Annotated in this window: 16 protein-coding genes; 13 read left to right on the forward strand and 3 right to left on the reverse strand. The window is 43.1% G+C overall.

The features are described from left to right. Positions 1 to 60 precede the first annotated feature (60 nt). From GQF01_RS25185 to GQF01_RS25200, 4 genes are all read left to right on the forward strand, one after another. On the forward strand, positions 61 to 1,395 hold the full coding sequence (locus tag GQF01_RS25185; RefSeq protein WP_328803542.1) for an arsenic transporter: 1,335 nt from the start codon (positions 61 to 63) through the stop codon (positions 1,393 to 1,395). A gap of 15 nt (positions 1,396 to 1,410) precedes the next feature. Continuing rightward, on the forward strand, positions 1,411 to 2,082 hold the full coding sequence (locus tag GQF01_RS25190; protein WP_161409595.1) for a DUF2642 domain-containing protein: 672 nt from the start codon (positions 1,411 to 1,413) through the stop codon (positions 2,080 to 2,082). A gap of 24 nt (positions 2,083 to 2,106) precedes the next feature. Beyond that, entirely contained in the window at positions 2,107 to 2,685 is a 579-nt protein-coding gene (locus GQF01_RS25195) for a hypothetical protein (protein ID WP_161409597.1), read from the forward strand. 370 nt (positions 2,686 to 3,055) lie between these two features. Continuing rightward, positions 3,056 to 4,063 (forward strand): ABC transporter substrate-binding protein, encoded by a 1,008-nt coding sequence (locus GQF01_RS25200; protein ID WP_161409599.1) that lies wholly within the window; start codon positions 3,056 to 3,058, stop codon positions 4,061 to 4,063. Positions 4,064 to 4,236: 173 nt separating this feature from the next. On the opposite strand, the gene GQF01_RS25205 is transcribed toward GQF01_RS25200, so the two are convergent. Next, positions 4,237 to 4,989, reverse strand: a complete 753-nt coding sequence (locus GQF01_RS25205; RefSeq protein ID WP_161409601.1) for a phytanoyl-CoA dioxygenase family protein — start codon at positions 4,987 to 4,989, stop codon at positions 4,237 to 4,239. A gap of 134 nt (positions 4,990 to 5,123) precedes the next feature. On the opposite strand from GQF01_RS25205, the gene GQF01_RS25210 reads away from it, so the two are divergent. The 4 genes from GQF01_RS25210 (at position 5,124) to GQF01_RS25225 (ending at position 9,338) form a co-directional block, all read left to right on the forward strand. After that, positions 5,124 to 6,005, forward strand: coding sequence for a helix-turn-helix domain-containing protein (locus GQF01_RS25210; protein WP_161409603.1), 882 nt, complete (start codon positions 5,124 to 5,126; stop codon positions 6,003 to 6,005). A gap of 158 nt (positions 6,006 to 6,163) precedes the next feature. Continuing rightward, positions 6,164 to 7,513, forward strand: coding sequence for an ABC transporter substrate-binding protein (locus GQF01_RS25215; protein ID WP_161409605.1), 1,350 nt, complete (start codon positions 6,164 to 6,166; stop codon positions 7,511 to 7,513). Between the two features lie 101 nt (positions 7,514 to 7,614). Continuing rightward, positions 7,615 to 8,496 carry a carbohydrate ABC transporter permease gene (locus tag GQF01_RS25220; protein ID WP_161409607.1) on the forward strand — a complete coding sequence of 294 codons (882 nt, stop codon included), beginning with the start codon at positions 7,615 to 7,617 and terminating at the stop codon, positions 8,494 to 8,496. A gap of 14 nt (positions 8,497 to 8,510) precedes the next feature. Further along, positions 8,511 to 9,338: a carbohydrate ABC transporter permease gene (locus GQF01_RS25225; RefSeq protein WP_161409609.1), complete on the forward strand. Its 828-nt coding sequence runs from the start codon at positions 8,511 to 8,513 to the stop codon at positions 9,336 to 9,338. A 62-nt stretch (positions 9,339 to 9,400) separates the two neighbouring features. Here GQF01_RS25225 and GQF01_RS25230 read toward each other — a convergent pair whose 3' ends face one another. Next, positions 9,401 to 10,261 carry a helix-turn-helix transcriptional regulator gene (locus GQF01_RS25230; RefSeq protein WP_161409611.1) on the reverse strand — a complete coding sequence of 287 codons (861 nt, stop codon included), beginning with the start codon at positions 10,259 to 10,261 and terminating at the stop codon, positions 9,401 to 9,403. A 36-nt stretch (positions 10,262 to 10,297) separates the two neighbouring features. Further along, the gene (locus tag GQF01_RS25235; RefSeq protein ID WP_161409614.1) at positions 10,298 to 11,056 is read right to left on the reverse strand and encodes a phytanoyl-CoA dioxygenase family protein; all 759 of its coding nucleotides are present in this window, start codon (positions 11,054 to 11,056) and stop codon (positions 10,298 to 10,300) included. Positions 11,057 to 11,265: 209 nt separating this feature from the next. Here GQF01_RS25235 and GQF01_RS25240 point away from each other — a divergent pair, with 209 nt between their 5' ends. From GQF01_RS25240 to GQF01_RS25260, 5 genes are all read left to right on the forward strand, one after another. After that, positions 11,266 to 12,045, forward strand: coding sequence for a copper amine oxidase N-terminal domain-containing protein (locus GQF01_RS25240; RefSeq protein WP_161409616.1), 780 nt, complete (start codon positions 11,266 to 11,268; stop codon positions 12,043 to 12,045). 92 nt (positions 12,046 to 12,137) lie between these two features. Beyond that, a complete protein-coding gene (locus GQF01_RS25245; RefSeq protein ID WP_161409618.1) occupies positions 12,138 to 13,367 on the forward strand; it encodes a mandelate racemase/muconate lactonizing enzyme family protein in 1,230 nt (409 codons plus the stop codon). A gap of 185 nt (positions 13,368 to 13,552) precedes the next feature. Next, a complete protein-coding gene (locus tag GQF01_RS25250; protein ID WP_161409620.1) occupies positions 13,553 to 14,935 on the forward strand; it encodes an ABC transporter substrate-binding protein in 1,383 nt (460 codons plus the stop codon). Between the two features lie 115 nt (positions 14,936 to 15,050). After that, positions 15,051 to 16,796: a sensor histidine kinase gene (locus tag GQF01_RS25255; RefSeq protein ID WP_161409622.1), complete on the forward strand. Its 1,746-nt coding sequence runs from the start codon at positions 15,051 to 15,053 to the stop codon at positions 16,794 to 16,796. Further along, the gene (locus tag GQF01_RS25260; protein WP_161409623.1) at positions 16,793 to 18,391 is read left to right on the forward strand and encodes a response regulator; all 1,599 of its coding nucleotides are present in this window, start codon (positions 16,793 to 16,795) and stop codon (positions 18,389 to 18,391) included. The genes GQF01_RS25255 and GQF01_RS25260 overlap by 4 nt, the downstream gene beginning before the upstream one ends. Positions 18,392 to 18,418 lie beyond the last annotated feature (27 nt).

The following is an 18,418-nucleotide window of genomic DNA, read 5'->3' on the forward strand; positions in this document are numbered from 1 at the left end:
TTACAGCCAGCCTTTGTGAGGTGCAAGCCCATGGTTAGTCTGACAACTGTAGTAATCTACATGGTATTTGTAGCCGTCACAGTACTGATCATTTGGCGTCCATTCGGTATCAACGAATCAATACCTACCTCTATCGGTGCATTGATCCTTATATCCTTAGGGATTGTGTCGCTTTCGGATGTATACCATATCGGAACTATTGTAAGTGGGGCTAGCATAACCATATTATCGACAATTGTAATGTCCATCGTAATGGAGAGCATTGGAATATTTCGATGGGCGGCTGTTAACTTGGCAATTCGAGCAAAGGGATCGGGTCGAGCCCTCTTCTGGTACATTAACATATTATGTTTTTTGATGACAATGTTTTTTAATAATGACGGAAGTATCCTAATTACAACTCCTATCATTATTCAGACCTTAACCATACTCAATCTTAAGACCAGACAAAAAATACCTTATCTTATATCGGGGGCGCTCGTTGCAACCGGAGCTAGTGCTCCAATCGGTGTCAGCAACTTGGCAAATCTTATAGCTTTAAAAACAGTGGGATTGGACCTTAACACATATACCGCTATGATGTTTGTACCTGCAATGATAGGAATTATTACGATATCGTATTTGCTTTTCGTGTATTTTAAACGTGAGATTCCGGTGAGAATTATGGTTTTACACCCTAAATCGATAATCGATCTTGTACACAATGAGCCCGGAACCTATCATCCTCTTAAGGTAAATCCATCGGAAGCACGCTCCATTGATTGGGGACTGTTTCGTATTTGCGTATTCATTGTAATTTTGATCCGATGCAGCTTTTTCTTGTTGACTCCCCTCGGAATTCCGACGGAATGGCCAGCTATCGTTGGTGCAATTCTACTAATTGCTATCCGATGGAAACGCAAAGGAATGGGTCCTAAAGATATACTTTTAAAAACACCTTGGCATATTCTAATTTTCGCATTCAGTATTTATGTAATTATTTACGGTCTTCATAATTCAGGTTTAACTCAATTTATCGTAGGTTGGATTGGCGAAACTGTTGCCAAAAATCACTTTAATGCGATTTTTGGAATGGGGATTTTACTAACAGTGATGTCAAACTTATGCAATAACTTGCCGTCAGTTATGATTGGCTCCTTGTCTCTACAAAGTATGGGCTTAGATACCTTTACTCTTCATACCGCTTATTTGGGCAATGTCATTGGTGCAGATATAGGTTCATTACTGTTGCCAATGGGTACGCTGGCTTCATTAATATGGATGCATATACTTAAAAGGCATAACATAAACCTAACATGGGCGAAATATATTAAAGTAACAATTCTGGTCGTACCCATAGCTCTATTTTTAAGCCTACTTTCTTTATATGTTTGGACGGCCTGGTTATTCAAGTGAGAGGAGGTGAAATAAATGGATTTTTTTCAGAAGCAGCTAGGAGCGGTTATTGATGTTGAATTGATTGGTGATAAACTGCATACAGGCGTTCTAGTAGATGCAGAGCATGATATTTTGGTTGTATATAATGGGGAACGCTATATTTACATTCCTACTTATCATGTTCTGAACGTCAGTGTAAGTAGCCAAAAAAGTTTGGCTGACTTCTCCGCTCCTCCTGAAAAACCAATCAATAATGATAAACAAATTTCTTATAGGAAAATATTATTGAACTCCAAAGGAATATTTTCAGAGATCTTTGTTTCCGGAAATCAGCCTATTCATGGTTATATTACACATGTGATGACCAATTATTTCGAATTTTACTCCCCCGTATTCAGAACTATGTTTATCCCGTTAGTCCATTTGAAATGGCTGATTCCCTATAATAACTATCACACTCCATACCTATTGGATAAGAAATTTTTTCCTGTTAATCCTTCTGATTTGCCTCTATCTCGTACCTTTGAGGAACAAATCAAAAAGTTGGAAGGTAACATTGTCGTTTTTGACTTGGGGAGAAGCTCTAGTAGGATAGGATTATTAAAAGCGATAGATAACAATATTGTTCATATGATTACGGCGGAGGGCAAGACGTATTATACGAACATCCAGCATATTAAAAGTGTCCACTCGCCGTCTTTGTAATGGAAATCCAAGGAGGTAATAAGTATGCCAGGAGGAAAAGGCCCCGGTAAGCATGGCCATGAACACGGTGAACATAAGCATGAAAAGGGAAAATCTGAACAAGAAGTAAAGGAAACAAACAGTAAAGAAGAAAAAGAAGAAGAAAAAGGTCTGGAAGCCAAGAAGGGTAAAGATCAAAAAGAAGAAAAAGGCAAGGAAGAAAAAGGTAAGGAACATAAGGGAGAAAAAGGCAAGGAAGATGAAAAAGGTAAGGAACCTAAGGGAGAAAAAGGCAAGGAAGATGAAAAAGGTAAGGAACCTAAGGGAGAAAAAGGCAAGGAAGATGAAAAAGGTAAGGAGCCTAAGGAAGAAAAGGGCAAGGAAGATGAAAAAGGCAAGGAGCCTAAGGGAGAAAAAGGCAAGGAAGATGAAAAAGGCAAGGAAGCTAAGGGGGAAAAAGGCAAGGAAGCAGAAAAAGGTAAGGAACATAAGGGAGAAAAAGGCAAGGAAGAAGAAAAAGGTAAGGAACATAAGGGAGAAAAAGGCAAGGAATCCGAAAAAGGTAAGGAATCAAAGGGAGAAAAAGGTAAGGGTGAAGAAAAAAAGGGTAAAAAGGGCCATTGAGAATTATTTAGGCTGGCCTGGCGAGACAAACCTAGGTGCGTTAGATCCGCGTATAGGGGACTGTCGACAATCTATCCAACTAACAGATGTTTTGAATGGCCGTGTAGAATTTATTTCTATATGGTCTTTTTATTTTATACGATTAAGATAGTTTGATTCCATTTTATTTCTCGTCGGGGAGGTCATTGCTTTTGCTCGATATAGTGAGATGAATCAATTGAGCATCCGATCTTTTTGCAGCAATAGAGGGGGAATTGTGAATATTTTATGAAGAATAGTGCAGTAAGCATTGACACTCAAGGGGGTACTTATATAGAATTGTTGAAAATGATAATTATTCTCAAAATCATCTAGGGGGTTTTCATGCATCATGCTATTATCACAAATTAACAGACTCTGCACTTGGAAAAGCTCGCTGATCACGATAGTCATGTCGTGTGTCCTGATCGTTGCAGGTTGCGGACAAGCATCTACGACAACTGACAAGGCAGTTTCACCTACCGCGACAACCTCGGCGGCACCTAGCACACCTGCTGAATATACAGTGAAACACGCTATGGGTGAAACGAAAATTTCCGGTACACCGAAGAAAATTGTTGTCCTCACTAACGAAGGGACAGAAGCTGTGCTGAGCCTAGGCGTGAAGCCGATCGGGGCTGTGAAATCTTTTACAAGCTCAGGTGAATGGTATGACCATATTAAAAATGACATGGGTGGCGTGCAAATCGTTGGGGATGAAAATCAGCCCAACTTGGAGCTTATCGCATCCTTGAAGCCGGATCTCATTCTCGGTAACAAATTACGTCAGGAGAAAGTCTACCAGCAATTGTCTGCTATCGCGCCAACGGTATTCTCCGAGAAGCTGATGGGTGACTGGCAAGTAAACTACCGGATATATGCCGAAGCGATGAACAAGAAGGCTGAGGGCGATAAAATTATTGGCGATTTTGAGAACCGCATCACGGCATTCAAGCAAAAAGCCGGTGACAAGCTGAACACTAAGGTATCGATTGTACGTTTCATGCCGGGTAAAGTCCGCATCTACATGAAGGACACGTTCTCCGGCGTCGTGCTAAAGAAGCTCGGCTTGCAACGCCCGGCACCACAGGATCAGGAGAAGTTTGCGGACGATGTGCAGAAAGAGCGCATTCCAGATATGGACGGCGACGTCCTTTTCTACTTCACATACGATAACGATAAAGGTGAAGGGAATAAATTGGAACAAGAGTGGCTGAATGACCCGCTTTGGAAAAATCTCGACGTTGTCCAAAAAAGTAATGTACACAAAGTAAGTGACGCGGTCTGGAATACAGCCGGTGGCATCAAAGCAGCAAACCTGCTGCTGGACGACCTGGAAGGGTATTTTCTCAAAAAATAGTTCGCACTAAAGGCTCGGACGCTACTGTCCGAGCCTTTGCTGTTGAACGGATGCATGACGTAAGCAGGATAATGGAGGACGAGAAGTTAGAATTGTCGTTCATGAAATGGCGGTGCTCAGGTAATAGGCCTGGCGCCGCCATTTCCTGTTTTCAAGCCGCTTGATGCCTCCAATCAGTGACTAGGTGTTGATACATTCACAAACGGATTTCCGGCAATATCTTTTCCACGCGCCAGCCAAATTTTGTGACCTGGATTTTTCTCTGGTAGCACCTTCGCCTCTGTGGAGAAATAGCGCATCGTGTATCCGCAGCGGCGATATTCGCTTTTATTAGCTGCAGCGCCGTGCATGATACGTGAATCATGGAGCGAGCATTCGCCGGGCTCGAGTTCAAAATAAACGGCCTTCGATTCATCGACATTTTTAATTTGTGTGCCAAAGGTATTGGAGGCCCCATCGACTTTCTCATATTCGGAGAAACCGTTTTCATGCGTTCCGGGAATGACGCGCATACAGCCATTTTCTGTCCAGCTGCGATCAATGGCCAACCACACCGTCACAATGCTGTCGAACCGATCCAGGCGTCCATTCCAGTAGGCAGAATCTTCATGCCATGGCGTGGCGCGCCCTACGAGCGGATCCTTACAAATAAAGTGCGATGACCACAAGCCGATATTGGGTCCAATGATAGGCTCAACGAGATCAAGAACATCATCACTTAGCAAAAACTCAAGCAACCGCTCGTCTCGAAAGTGCGGGGTGTCCAATTCATCGGAAAGCTTGCTCCCCTTCAGCGCCAATTGTTCTTCAAAAATCGCGGTCAATTCGGCTTGCTTCTCAGCGCTAAATAATGGCTTTCTGTAAAGAGAATAACCTTGTGCCTTATAAAACTGTATTTCTTCTTCATTCAGCTTTAAGTTCCCCATGTGTATCATCCTCCATAAATGTATTGCATTGATTTCTTCTTCTTCATATTATTATAAAGTCTAGATATGATCTTGTTGCGGAATGATTATTATTGTGCTGTATTGATTTTAAGTGGAGAGAGGGAAGATGCGGGATGCGCGTTTACGCCAAGAATGTGTTTCAGGATGAGCATGAGTTTCATTATGCGGCTTATCGCTCTATTAAAGATATGACTGGGCTGCATGACCATGACTTCTACGAAGTTTTTCTAACCTTTGGAGGCGATGTGTACCATCTGGTGAATAATCAAAAGATCATGCTCCCGAGCAACACGTTAGTGTTTATTCGGCCTAATGATTACCATGCTTATGAGCGAATTGGACAAGGCGACTGTCAAATTATGAATGTTGCCTTCCCATCACAGATCATGGGAGCTTTGCAATCCTATTTGGGCGAGAGCCGTGTAATCGATCAGTTATTCAACGCGCCATTACCTCCCAGCGTAACCCTTACGCTTTCCGAGACGAATAGATTGCTGGACCGTTTTCAACAGCTGACGTGGTCTTCTTTTATGAATGAACGGAGTCTTGATGCCAACATCGTATTTAAAATGATGATTACAGAGGTGCTGCTAAAACTTATCCCTCATTTGGATACGAATAGAGAAGAGAATATGCCCGCGTGGTTAGAAAAATTAAATACTCAAATGAGTAAGAAGGAACATTTTACATCAGGTTTGTCAGCTATGTATCAGCTTAGCGACATGAGTCCGGAACATATCAGCAGAAGCATCAAAAAGCATTTTGGCTGCACGCCGACAGATTGGATCAATCATTTTCGATTACGTCATGGGGCTAATCTGTTGGTGTCAACGGATATGGAGATTATTGAGGTTGCCATGGAGTCTGGCTTCGAGAACCTAAGTCATTTCTATCATTTGTTCAAAAAAAAGTTTTATCTTTCGCCTGCGCGCTATAGGAAAGCCAATAAACGCGATGTCATTCCGAGCTTACAGGCTTTTCAGAGACACCAGTAGAAACGATAGCTCCTGCTCAAGTCTCATTCATTTGCTAGTATCAATCTCAGACACAATTTAATAGATATTCGTGCATTTCCAACTGTAAACGCATACATTATGATTTGAATTATAGACAGTCCTACTAATTTTCAAGAATTGGAAAGGGTGTGTAGATGATGAGAAAAAAGTGGTCATCGACTGCTGCAGCAATTTCGTTAACAATCGCGTTAACTGCATGTACACCTAATGTCGGAGAGTCTACATCTGGTGAAAATAAAAGCGCTGAGCAATCAAATGCAGACGGGAAAAAGCTTACATTATGGGTGTTTGCAGAGCCTCACAAACGGTTCTTTGAGGCCGTAAAGGAAGACTTTAAGAAAAAACAACCAGATGTTACGGTTGAGATTAATTTAATGGAAGGCACAGCACTTGTCGACAAATACTTAGTTATTTCCAAGTCTGGAGGAGATGGAGCACCTGATCTGATCGATATTGAACAAGGACAGTTCCCTAAATTTATTCGCGGTGACATCCCCTTCGTGCCTTTGAATGACTATCTTAAAAAAGACAATCTAACCGAAGTGATGTCCAAAGGTCGGCAGGCGCTGTATACCATGAATGACAAGCAGTACGGGATCGAGCATGCAGCAACTGCCTCTGCTCTTTATTATCGTAAGGATTTATTTGATAAAGCGGGAATTAATATAGCCGAGCTAAAAACGTGGGATCAATTTACAGAGCAAGCTAAAAAACTAGTCGGTGATAAACATTTTATTTTCCCTGGCAACTCCACAACGAAAACGGGAGGGGACCAAACCTACTTCGAGTTGTTCATTAAGCAAGAAGGCGGAGATATTGTAACGAAAGATGGTCAACCGGGATTTAATACGCCGGAAGGACAAACAGCACTGAAGCGTATGTACGCTTGGAAAAAAGACGGCATCATGGATAAAAACTATTATGACGGCCCCGCCTATTGGGATCAATTCAAGAAGGGGAATTACATAGCAGCTTTCGGTCCAGATTGGTGGGTGAATCTACTCGCGGATAACGCACCGGAATTGGAGGGCAAATGGGCAGCTGTACCGATGCCTCTAGGCGGCCCCAAATCTGTTCCAACTACGGTATGGGGCGGAACTGGCTTGATGATTTCAAAGTTTTCCAAGAATAAAGAATTAGCCTGGGAATTTCTGAAGCTTGCTCAACTAACTCCGGAAAACTCAGTCAAACGCTTCCAAATTGTGAATCTGTTCCCTGCCCTTTTGACTTCCGTCAAGGAGAAGGGCTTGCATGAGCAAAGTAAATATACGAAGTATTTCAGCGGTCAGGATCTGGGAGAGCTATATGGTAAGCTGGTAGCTGTAGCTCCGAATCAAAACCAGGCTTGGTGGCGGACCTTATTCGCTGATGCTTGGAATAAGTATAGATTTGAATTGGAAGAAGGCAAATTGACTCCAGAACAGTTTCTTCAGAAGGTGGATGATGAGTTAAAGCAGTTGATTAAGAAAAATGAAGCTGCCGGTTAAATGGCAGACAATTGAAACTTCAAGGGAGATGTGGGAAATCTGCTTCTCCTTTCTTCTTGTTAAATGAGGTTTGGATATTGGGTTATTAGGAGGTTTGAACGTTGCCTATCAAACAGTCAAAGTGGTTTAAACTTGCACCATATCTGTTCATTAGTCCTTTTTTTATTCACTTTGCCGTGTTTAACTTATATCCCACTCTGTACGGGTTCTGGCTCAGCTTATACCAAGGCGTCAGCAAGCTGACCTACGCAGGATTCAAAAATTACTCACTTGTTATGAATGATGACGTTTTTTGGAAATCGATGTGGAACGGGTTGAAAGCAACAGGGGGCAGTGTCTTTATCATCTTGCCCATTGCGCTAATGGTAGCTTTGCTAATTAACCAGCCTTTCATAGAAAAGAAGAAGGGGTGGTTTGCAACCTTCTTTTTTACACCGAATATTACATCGGCTGTTGCGGTAGCCATCATTTTCGGATTCATCTTCAACAGATCATTCGGCATTTTAAATACGGTGCTTGCTTTTGTCGGCATCGAACCGATCGGTTGGTTGGAGAATCCAAGGTGGACGCTTCCTTCATTAATCATTTTATTGACATGGAGATATTTGGGGATTAATATCCTTTATTTTATGGCAGGACTTCAAAACATCCCTAAGGAGCTTACCGAAGCGGCCAAAATAGATGGGGCAAACGCGGTCCAAAGGCTGTGGTTTGTGACTTTACCGTTGCTGAAACCTATCATGACTTTTATCGTCTTTCAGGCGATTATCGGCTCATTCACCATGTTTGCCGAGCCGTTCGTGCTTGCCGGACCCGGCCAATCAGGACCTGAGCAATCGCTGCTATTCCCGACGATGTACATCTACCAGCAAGCTTTCCGGTTACAAAACTTCGGGTATTCATCAGCTGTGGGTTATGTGTTTACTGTCATCCTACTGATCGTAGGAATTATTCAAATCCGGTTGTTTCAGGATAAGAAGTAAAGGGGGAATCCATAATGACAGCAAACCGAATTCATCGTATAGCTGTATATGCTGCTTTGTTTTTTTTGAGCCTATTATTCAGTCTCCCTTTTCTTTATATGGTAGGAGTATCATTCAAAACTTATGATGACATTGTAGCCTCTCCCTTAAATCCGATCCCGCTGCATCCAACTTTGGACAACTTTATCTTGCTGTTTGAGAAGATACCGTTCTGGACACAATTTTTCAACGGAGTTTTTATTGCAGTTGCTGTTTCTTTGCTCTCTATGATCGGGAATGCCTTGGTTGCTTATGGCTTTTCACGGTATGATTTTAAAGGGAAAAATGTGCTGTTCACCGTTGTGATTGCAACTATTCTGATTCCTTCGCAGATGACGCTGGTTCCGAGTTTCATTATGTTCAAACAGTGGGGCTGGTTGGATACGTTCTTTCCTTTGATACTTCCGGGAGCCATATCGGCCATTAACATTTTCTTGATACGCCAAGTGATGACAGCGATACCCAAGGAGCTGTATGAAAGCGCACGGGTTGATGGTTGTACGGAATGGCGGACGTTTCTGAGCATTGCAGTTCCTTTGTCCATGAGCAGCATCGGAATTGTGGGTCTTCTCAACTTTATGAACTCGTGGAATGACTACTTAAGTCCATTGATATTTCTTACCTCCGAGCACAAAATGACACTATCTGTAGGTATATCGACGATGAATAATCCCTATAAGGAGGACTATGCTACGCCGATTACAGGAGCGTTTCTGATGGCGGTTCCGGTTTTAATTCTTCTAAGTGTGGTGGGAAGGAAGTATTTTATCAGTGGAGTTGCGTCAGGAGCAGTAAAAGGATAATTGACAAAGCCCGGTACTACGCTTAGTAAGCGTGCCGGGCTTCTCCCAATCCTGCGTAGGAATTAATCCTGAACAGGAATGGTGGGAATATTCGCTCCAGAGAGATAGGGCTTGTTGTAGTGTTCCTTACGAATTTCACTAGGTGTTAGGCCCGTATGGCGTTTGATGGTGCGTGCAAAATGGTACGAGGTTTTAAAACCCGATTGTTCGGCCACTTCACCAATATTCAAGCCTGTGCTGCGTAGTAATTCCAACCCCTTTTTTACCCGGTACTGCCATAAGTATTGTATCGGTGTAACCCCTTCATCACGCTGGAACAGCCGTATCATATGCTCGGGCGTTTTTCCAGTAATTTGGGATAAATCCTTAAGATTTAGGTCTTCGCCAAATCTCTCGTGTATGGTTTCCACGGCAAGGAGAACGGCCGGATGTTTCAAGTGATTCAGTCCCAAATGCAAGTACTCCGTCACATACAGCCACAAAGCAGAACGGCCCAGCGCTTTTACTACTTCTTCCCCCGTAGAGCATCCATCGTTTTGCAAAGATATCAGCATATTCGTCAATTGATTCAGTCGCGTCGTCAATGGGATATAGAGCGGTAGCGACTCGAAATAAGCCGCAGCATCCGGCAAAAGCGGTTCGACAGCCACAGCAATCCAGCGGTGCCATGTGTCACGTTTCTCATTGAAATGAAACATCTCCTCATGTCCCGGTTTGAGCAGGGCAATACTCTCTGGAGGGACAGAGAAGGGGACGCCGTCAATTTCTACGATCATGGAGCCGCTATGTACCAGGACAAGCTGCAGATCCATCTGAATGCGGGGACCGTATTTCCCACCGGGGCCATAGACCACGGTACCTGCGTAGGTATTCGTTACAACAAAAGAAGGTGGAATGACTTCCACCTTGGATGTTATTTCCATTCGATCCTTCCATCCTCTCGGACAGCTTTTCTTTCATTATACAAGAGGGATTTTCTTTTTTAAATCTTCTCTCTCAATGGTTGAGTCATGGCGGATGTAGTGGCATACATAGGAACGTCGCCAGCGGTTGGAACGGTTTCGTGTAGAAGAGTGTATAAGGTTGCTGTCAAAAATCAAGACATCCCCTTTATCCAAAATAACCGGAATCTCTTTGCTTAAATCGATGCCCTCCACCTCATGGGTCCAAGCTTCATGTTCCTGCAAATTTTTCACATCGCCGTGGGGCAGAACTCCGAGTTTCTGCGAGCCGGGGATGACATACAGGCAACCGTTTTCTTCATTTGTATATTCCATGGCAACCCATGCGGCGGTCAACGTATTCGGGTCATTCTTAATATAGTAATAGTCTTGATGCGCAGCTTGCCCTGGAGAGCCGGGTTCTTTGTAAAAGTACATGCTTTGGACGCCTGTGGCTTCATCACCCAGAACTTGGGCCAGCGCGCCGCGTACAACCGGCAATTTCATCATCTGCAAGGAAAAGCCATCATGCAGGTGTGGATTGAATAACCGGAGGGAAAAGCGGTCCTTGTCATCCACCACGGATCCGCCCTTTCTTGGTCTTGCCCATTCAGGCATAGAATCCGAAGAGCGGATAGCATGAATATGCGAATTAAAGGCATCGATCAGATCATCGCTGCAGCCTTTTTTTATAATGAGATATCCGTCTTGATGGTACTGCTTGATCTGTTCCGGTGTTAGGGGATTAACTCTCTCTGATTGAACTTGAATATTCATAAAAAAGCCTCCTTTGTTCGTATAAACGGATGTGTAATTCCTTTATATCTATAATAGTAGATGATTTAAAAGGGGAATAAAATGCACATGAGTCAAAAAAAATGTATCTGAAATTGATAATTTTCTCTAGAATAGTAGAGAGAGATGTACCATACGGAATCAACATTATTCTTTCAAGGTGAATGGAACTAAAAAATGAGGGAGCAACTATGTCCAAACTAAAAAAAATCATGATTCTGATATTTCTTTTAACGGTAGGTCAAGGAACCGCAATGGCAGAGGAAAATTCTATTACAGTTTTCTATAACAGCGAGCAACTGAATTTCGAACAACCACCGTACATTAGTAATGGGAATACTCTCGTTCCTATGAGATCAATTTTTGAAAAATTAGACTATCAAGTTTCATGGGATGAAAAAGACCAATCCGTAAGAGCGACTAAAGGGGAAAGCGTGATATTTCTTAAGATTGGAAGCTTTTTGGGTAGTGCAAATAACATTGAAAATCTTATTGAATCTCCACAATTAAGGAACGGTACAACGTTTGTCCCATTAAGATTTATTTCTTTAGCCTCAGGCATGCAAGTTGATTGGGACGAAGATAGTCAACAAATTCACATTCACCCATTTGAGAATGATACGACAGAGAGTAAGCTTCATAGATTGCTTGATACCTATGCGACATCCTATAGTATGACTGAGTTTGCTTTAGCTCTTACCAAGGATGCTTATGGAATAAAAAATGATGGTTACGAAGATGAGATGATAAAGATTAATCCGAATAATCAAGAAGCAGAGATAACATTTCGTGCAAAGTTTTCATTATCAAAAGTTAGAGTCGTACGAAAGTCGGACTTAAGCGAGGCCTCACCGCCGACTTCATTAGAATATGTCTTAGAAATAACTCAGAAATGTATGTGTGTTGATGGGCAATGGTATATCTCTGATAATTTAGCGAATCGTCAGTATAGAGTAATATCAGATGTCTAAGCCGAAATTTACAAGATAGAAAAGTTTCTAGTAGAAGTCCGAGTGAATCATGATAAGATGAGAATAGGAAAATAAGGAGGCGCTTTCATTTGATGTTGGATGCTGAATGGACTATTCAGGAAGTCAGAATCATCGAGATAGCCGATCATAACCTGCAAAATGAGCAGAAGTACGTGGAAATTGTTTGCTATGGAGGATTAAAGGGCCATGCCGGGCCTTTGGACGGGCAGTATCAGTTTCTAGCCGTCAAAAACCGGCTTCATGTATTTAACAAATTTCTTGCGAAACGCGATATTTTTGATCCCGAAATCGAGTTTGCTTCCCTGTGGGACACTGTCTATCCGGCACATCCGTTATCCTCGTATGAGCAGGGAAAAGATCCACTAAACGGTGACAATATTTGGCGTTCGCACCGGACGTCCAGACATTCCGCAACAGGGGAAATCATTACGGCTTTCAGCGCAATCGATATTGCCATATGGGATTTGCGGGGCAAGGCAAGCGCAATGCCTGTAAACCAGCTGCTGCATGGCGGACGCACCGAACTTGAGGCTTACGTCAGCTGCATGGGCAGCAAGACCCCGCAAGAAGCAGTAGAAAAGGCGACCTATTGGTATGACAAAGGCTTCAAGCGGCATAAATGCTTCCTTCCCCACAGACCGGTAGAAGCTGCAGGAGTCAGGAACAATCTTCATATCATCGAAAGGCTTCACCAAACTTTACCGCAGGACGCGCAGGTGATGTATGACTTGAGCCGATTAAGCGATCAGCTAGATGATCCATCCACTAGGAGCCAAAGGCTGTCTTGGCTTAATGAGCAGGTCAAGGAAATGCTGAACTATCGTCCAGTTTGGATCGAAGAGCCTGTGTCCCCAGATGACATTGAAGGGTACGCGATGATCAAACAAGCGAGTCCAGAGGCAGTGCTGGCCGGCGGGGAGCATCTTTATACCCGGTGGAGCTTGAAGCCGTATCTTGATAAAGGACTACTGGATTATGTGCAATGCGATCCGGAATGGTGCGGCGGCATCTCCGAATCGATCGCTATTTGCAAGATGGTTGAAACATCTTACCCAAATGTAAGAGTAGTTCCGCACGGTCATATGGTTTTGGCAGCATCGCAAATTGTCGCAGCTCAGTCCGAATCCTTATCTCCGTTTACTGAATATTTATATCAGGTCATTCCCGATCGAAATCGTTATTTTACCTATGCACCAGAGCCGGTAAACGGGATCCTGATCGTGCCGCAAGACCCAGGCGTAGGGCCGGCGCTTGACGATTCAAAATATAAGATCATTCGCATACATAAGGATGAAGAATAAGAGCAGCGGCTGAACTCGGACTTATGTCCGAGTTTCTCTCATTTTACTCAGTTAGGCAACGATAGGAATTTTTCCCGAAAAAATAAGGATGTTCATACAAGTTCGCAATAAATATGAACATTAACCTATGATACAATGAAGTTGTACGTACCTTAATTTTCTCAGGTGGAAGGGAGTTTATGACCATGAACCTTAAACCAGTCATGATTCTGACTGCAAGCGTTCTGACAATGTTCCTTTTCGAAACCGCATGTTCCTCGGATGAGCACCTGGCTGATAAGAATGAAACGACGGCTGCTCGTAATAAGGTGAAAATTGATATTTGGCATTGGACAGCAGAGCCCGGAATGAAACCGGCATTTGAAGCGTTTAATAAATCGCAGGCCAATATTGAAGCCATCTTCCATCAGTTTCCCAGCACCTCGAACATTTCATCCCAAATTAATTCCTTTCTTATTTCCGGAGAATCCATTGATGTAACCGCCCAGTTTAGTCCAGATGATCTTAGGGAGAGAGTGAAAAACAACTTGTATTTGCCGCTCGACGATTTTCTGGAAGAAAACCATATCGATTATGAACAAACCTTCGGCAAAGCTATAAACGATTTAACCAAAATCAATGGGCATTATTACAGTGTTCCTTACGGGGTCAATAAATTTGCCGTGTTTTATAATAAACAATTGTTCGATGAAGCGCATGTCCCTTACCCTAAAGCGGATTGGACGTGGCAGGATTTTATGGAAACCGCGAGGCTTTTGACGAAAGGGGAGGGCCCGGACAAAGTATATGGCTCCGTCATCTATCCGCTCGATAATAACATCGGCTGGAGCACGTTAGCCATTCAGACACTTGGCTTAAACGGCATGTACAAGAACGATCATGAGACGAATTTTGATCATCCCAGCTACAGGCAAAGCCTTCAGTTATTTATCGATATGCAGAATAGAGATCAATCCATTATGCCACTCACCGAATTTCCAGCGCAAAAGCTGGACATAGGGACGAATCGGACCAGCTTGTTTTTCAAAGGGAAATTCGCGATGTTTATTGAGCCTATTTATAATATTTGGAGAAGCCGTCTTCCTGAATATAGACATGATTTCCAAATGGGGGTCGTACAGATGCCAAGAATTGACGCTAATGCTCCTACAGTTTCCCCAATTACCTTCAGTGACATGAGTATTCCGAGAAACAGCAAACATCCGAAGGAAGCGTTTGAGTTCATTCAATTTTATTGTTTGACCCGTCCTGATGAGACGGTGGCTCCGAAAGGAATGATGCCTGCGGCTGCACTCTCTGACCCCAAAGTCATCCAATCAGTCAATCAGTTGATTTACAGTGCGCCCGGGGTTGATGAGCGAGAAGCCAAGCAAGTGTTTGAAGATCCGAATACGCGGTATGTGACTCCAGAGACAACCATTACGGTCGCCAAGAAGGAAATATTGCAGGTGGTCAGCGAAGATGTCACCAAGGCATTCCTCGGGGAATGGAGTGTGGATGAGGCATTAAAGGATATGAAACAGAGATCCGACGCATGGATTGCTTCCAAAAATCATCAGCAAAACTAGCTTGTTATGAATGCGCTATCATACTCTACTTTGCAGAAATTCGGTGATTCGAATGAAATTAATAGATTGGTTAGGGATAAGAAGCAGCATCCATCGTAAAATTTTTATCGCCTTTATGTTGGTTATGTTATTGCCAACGACGTTAATTAGTGTAAGCACCTATTATTTCTCCATCGACTTACTGAAGCGCAAAGTCAGCGAGTCCTTTCTGGATAATCTTGCTTACAACAAGAACATCATCGGTATGGAGTTTAAGCAATTCGAACAAATCGCTGATTATATTCTCTATAATTCGGATATTCAGAAGGTGCTTTCTCCCAGTTTCAAATCACCATCGATACAAGGTTATTATGATCTGCAAGGCGCACAGCAATCGCTCAATAATTTTACTATGCAGGCGTTTGCCGTTTCCAATGTAGCCTCCATCCAGATTTTTGGCGACAACGGCATTATTCTTTTTACTGGCGCATCCAGTGATATTTATCCGAACGACGAGAAGTTCAAGGAAATGAGCTGGTACAAGCAAGCCGTTCAGACAGATCAGCCCCAGTTTAGATTCGGATCGTTGAATGAAGACTCCGACGGGTTAGTTGGATCGGGGAGCGGGTACAATCCTTCGATGATCAGAACCTTTCGCAATAACGCCACATTAGAGAAGCTTGGAGTCATCTACATCAAAATCAGAAGCGATTTGTTCGATAGCTTGTTTGAAGATAGCAATATGAAGAAAGCCGGGAAATTTGTGATTCTTGATGATAACGGGCAAATCGTGTACCATCCCGACAAAAGCATGCTGCTGAAGGCTTTTCCAGGCGTGGATAAATTGAGAGAGCAGCAGGGAGACCACGGTTCATTTATTACCCAGGATGATCAGTTAATGGTCTATTACCACATTGAGCGCTACGGCTGGTGGCTGACGGACAGCATTCCACTCAGCGAGCTTCTGAAAGACAATAAAATTATTTTTAATATTACGATTGCCGTTGTATTGGTTTGTTTCATATTATCTGGGGTTATTTGGTACTTTGTGGCTTCCGGCATCGTCCAACCGATCAAGAAGCTAGCCTTTGTTATGCGAAGCGTGAAAGAAGACGGATTGGCCGTTAAATCCGAATATACGGGCAAGGACGAAATTGGTCTGTTAAGCTCGAGTTTCAATTACATGATCGAGAAAATTCAAGAGCTGATCTCCAGGATGGTTGAGGAGCAAGCAAAGAAAAAGGATATGGAGTACCAGTCGCTGCAAGCTCAAATTAACCCCCATTTTCTATATAATACGCTTAATTCCATCCGGTGGATGGCGATGATTCAAAAGGCGGACAACATTAAAGAGATGGTGGAGGCGCTCGGTCGGCTGCTCGCGAATAGTACCAGTAAAAGCGAGGCCATGATTACCATCGAAGAGGAACTGGCTATCGTCAAGGATTACATCAAAATTCAAGAGGTCAAATACTCGGACAAATTTCATGTTGATTTTGACATCGATCCGAAACTGCTTAAGGTCAAATGCGTGAAATTTATTTTACAACCGTTTATAGAGAACGCGATTTTCCACGGGATAGAGCCTAAAAGCGGTACGGGCTGCATTCGTATTCAGTTGAAGCTGAGTGGGAATGTGGCGGAAATTACCGTGTTTGACGACGGAGTAGGGATGGATGTAGAACAAATCATGTGCGAGGGACATGACAAGGGGAACGGTACACGCTTCAATGGCATCGGGATTAAGAATGTTGACGAACGGCTGCGGTTGACTTATGGGGATATATACGGTGTAACCATTACAAGCGTTAAGGGGCAATTTACGTCCGTAACCATCCGATTTCCTGTGGATGCCGATTTCGAGGCAGGAGGACCCAAATGATCAGTGTGATGATTGCAGATGACGAAACGTTGGCAAGGGTTGGATTGAAAATGATGATTCCCTGGGAGAAATACGGGTTTAATTTAGTGGCGGAGGCAGAGAATGGCCAAGTAGCCATGGATTTAGCCCTGCAATTAAAGCCGGATATTATCATCACCGATATCAAGATGCCGCTATTAAACGGAGTGGAGCTTATCTCTGCTTTACGTGAGCACTTAACGGAAACGAAATTCATCGTACTAAGCTCCTATGGAGACTTCGATTATGTGAAAGAAGCCATGCAGATCGGTGCCGAAGACTACATTTTGAAGCTGGAAATGGAACCGGAGCCGTTTGCAGAGCTGCTTAACAAAGTCAAAGGGAAGATTGAAGCCGAACGAAGCAGGCATAAGGAGGAGCGCGCAGATGAATGGTACAAAAGGCGGAATTTACCTGCATTGCGAGAGAAGTTGTTCCAGAACCTGCTGTTCAGCTACTATCTCAATGAAGATGAGGTTCAGGTGCAATTCAATTATCTGGATATCAAGCTTCACGCCGAGAATCTGGTATGTTTGTTAGTTCGAGTGGAGAATAGGGAGTTATATGAAAAATACGATGTGGATGACAGGTATGTTTTAACCTATGGCGTCACGAATATGATTGAAGAAATTTTGCAAAATTATCCTCCTGCTTACGTCACATCAACTAATTCCATGGAGTTTGCCATTATTCATTCTTTCAAGAGCGGTTCAGAGGCTGTAACCAAAAATGCTGCCGAGAAATTAGCTGTACATGTGGAAAGCGCATTAAAAACATATTTTAACTTCAAATGCCGAATCGGGATCAGCGAGTCATGCAGCCGCCTTCGAAAGCTGAAGTCCGCCTATCGCCAAGCAAGCACAGCGCTTGATCAAGGCTTTTCGGAGCTAAAGCGTTCTATTCATCATTATCAACGGCAGTTAGATGCTGGCCATACGGTTAGCTTTGAAGAGGAGTTTAAACAAATCGAGAAGGCCTTTCACTCGCTTGATGGGGAGTTGCTTTCAGCAGCATTCGATCAATTCGTCCAGAAAATCGATGACAGCCGCTTTACCAAATCAGAGGAGTCGCTTCGTGGCAGCTGCTGGTCACTGACTTTTATGGTGAGGGTGTGGGAGAAGGAATTCACGGGCGAAGATTTGGATAGGACCGCGCCTTTGTCAAGCTTAGAGCAGTATCGTACACTGGACGATTATCGAAACTGGATTCTGGAGCTAAGAGACAAAGTTATTTCACTGCTGCACCAAGTCGACGACGGGAAAAATATCGTAGCTCGCGCCAAAAAATATATGTTGAAACATTACGATAAGGATATCTCGTTAAAAACAGTCTCCCAGCATCATAACATTTCCCCAAATTACTTGAGCTCTCTGTTCAAAAGAACAACGAACGAAAATTTCATAGATTTTCTCATTCATGTCCGAATCGAGCAAGCTCAGTATTTGCTTAAAAACAGCTCCAGTAAGATATATGAAATTGGCATGAAAGTCGGCTATCCGGATGCTTATTATTTTAGTAAAATTTTCAAAAAGGTGACGGGTTTAACGCCTCAAGAATACAGACATTTCCAGAAGTGAAACAGCCCGCGTGCGGGTTTTTTTTTA

Origin of the sequence: Paenibacillus silvestris, from assembly GCF_009882985.1 — a bacterium.
In the GTDB taxonomy this organism is placed as follows: domain Bacteria; phylum Bacillota; class Bacilli; order Paenibacillales; family NBRC-103111; genus Paenibacillus_E; species Paenibacillus_E silvestris.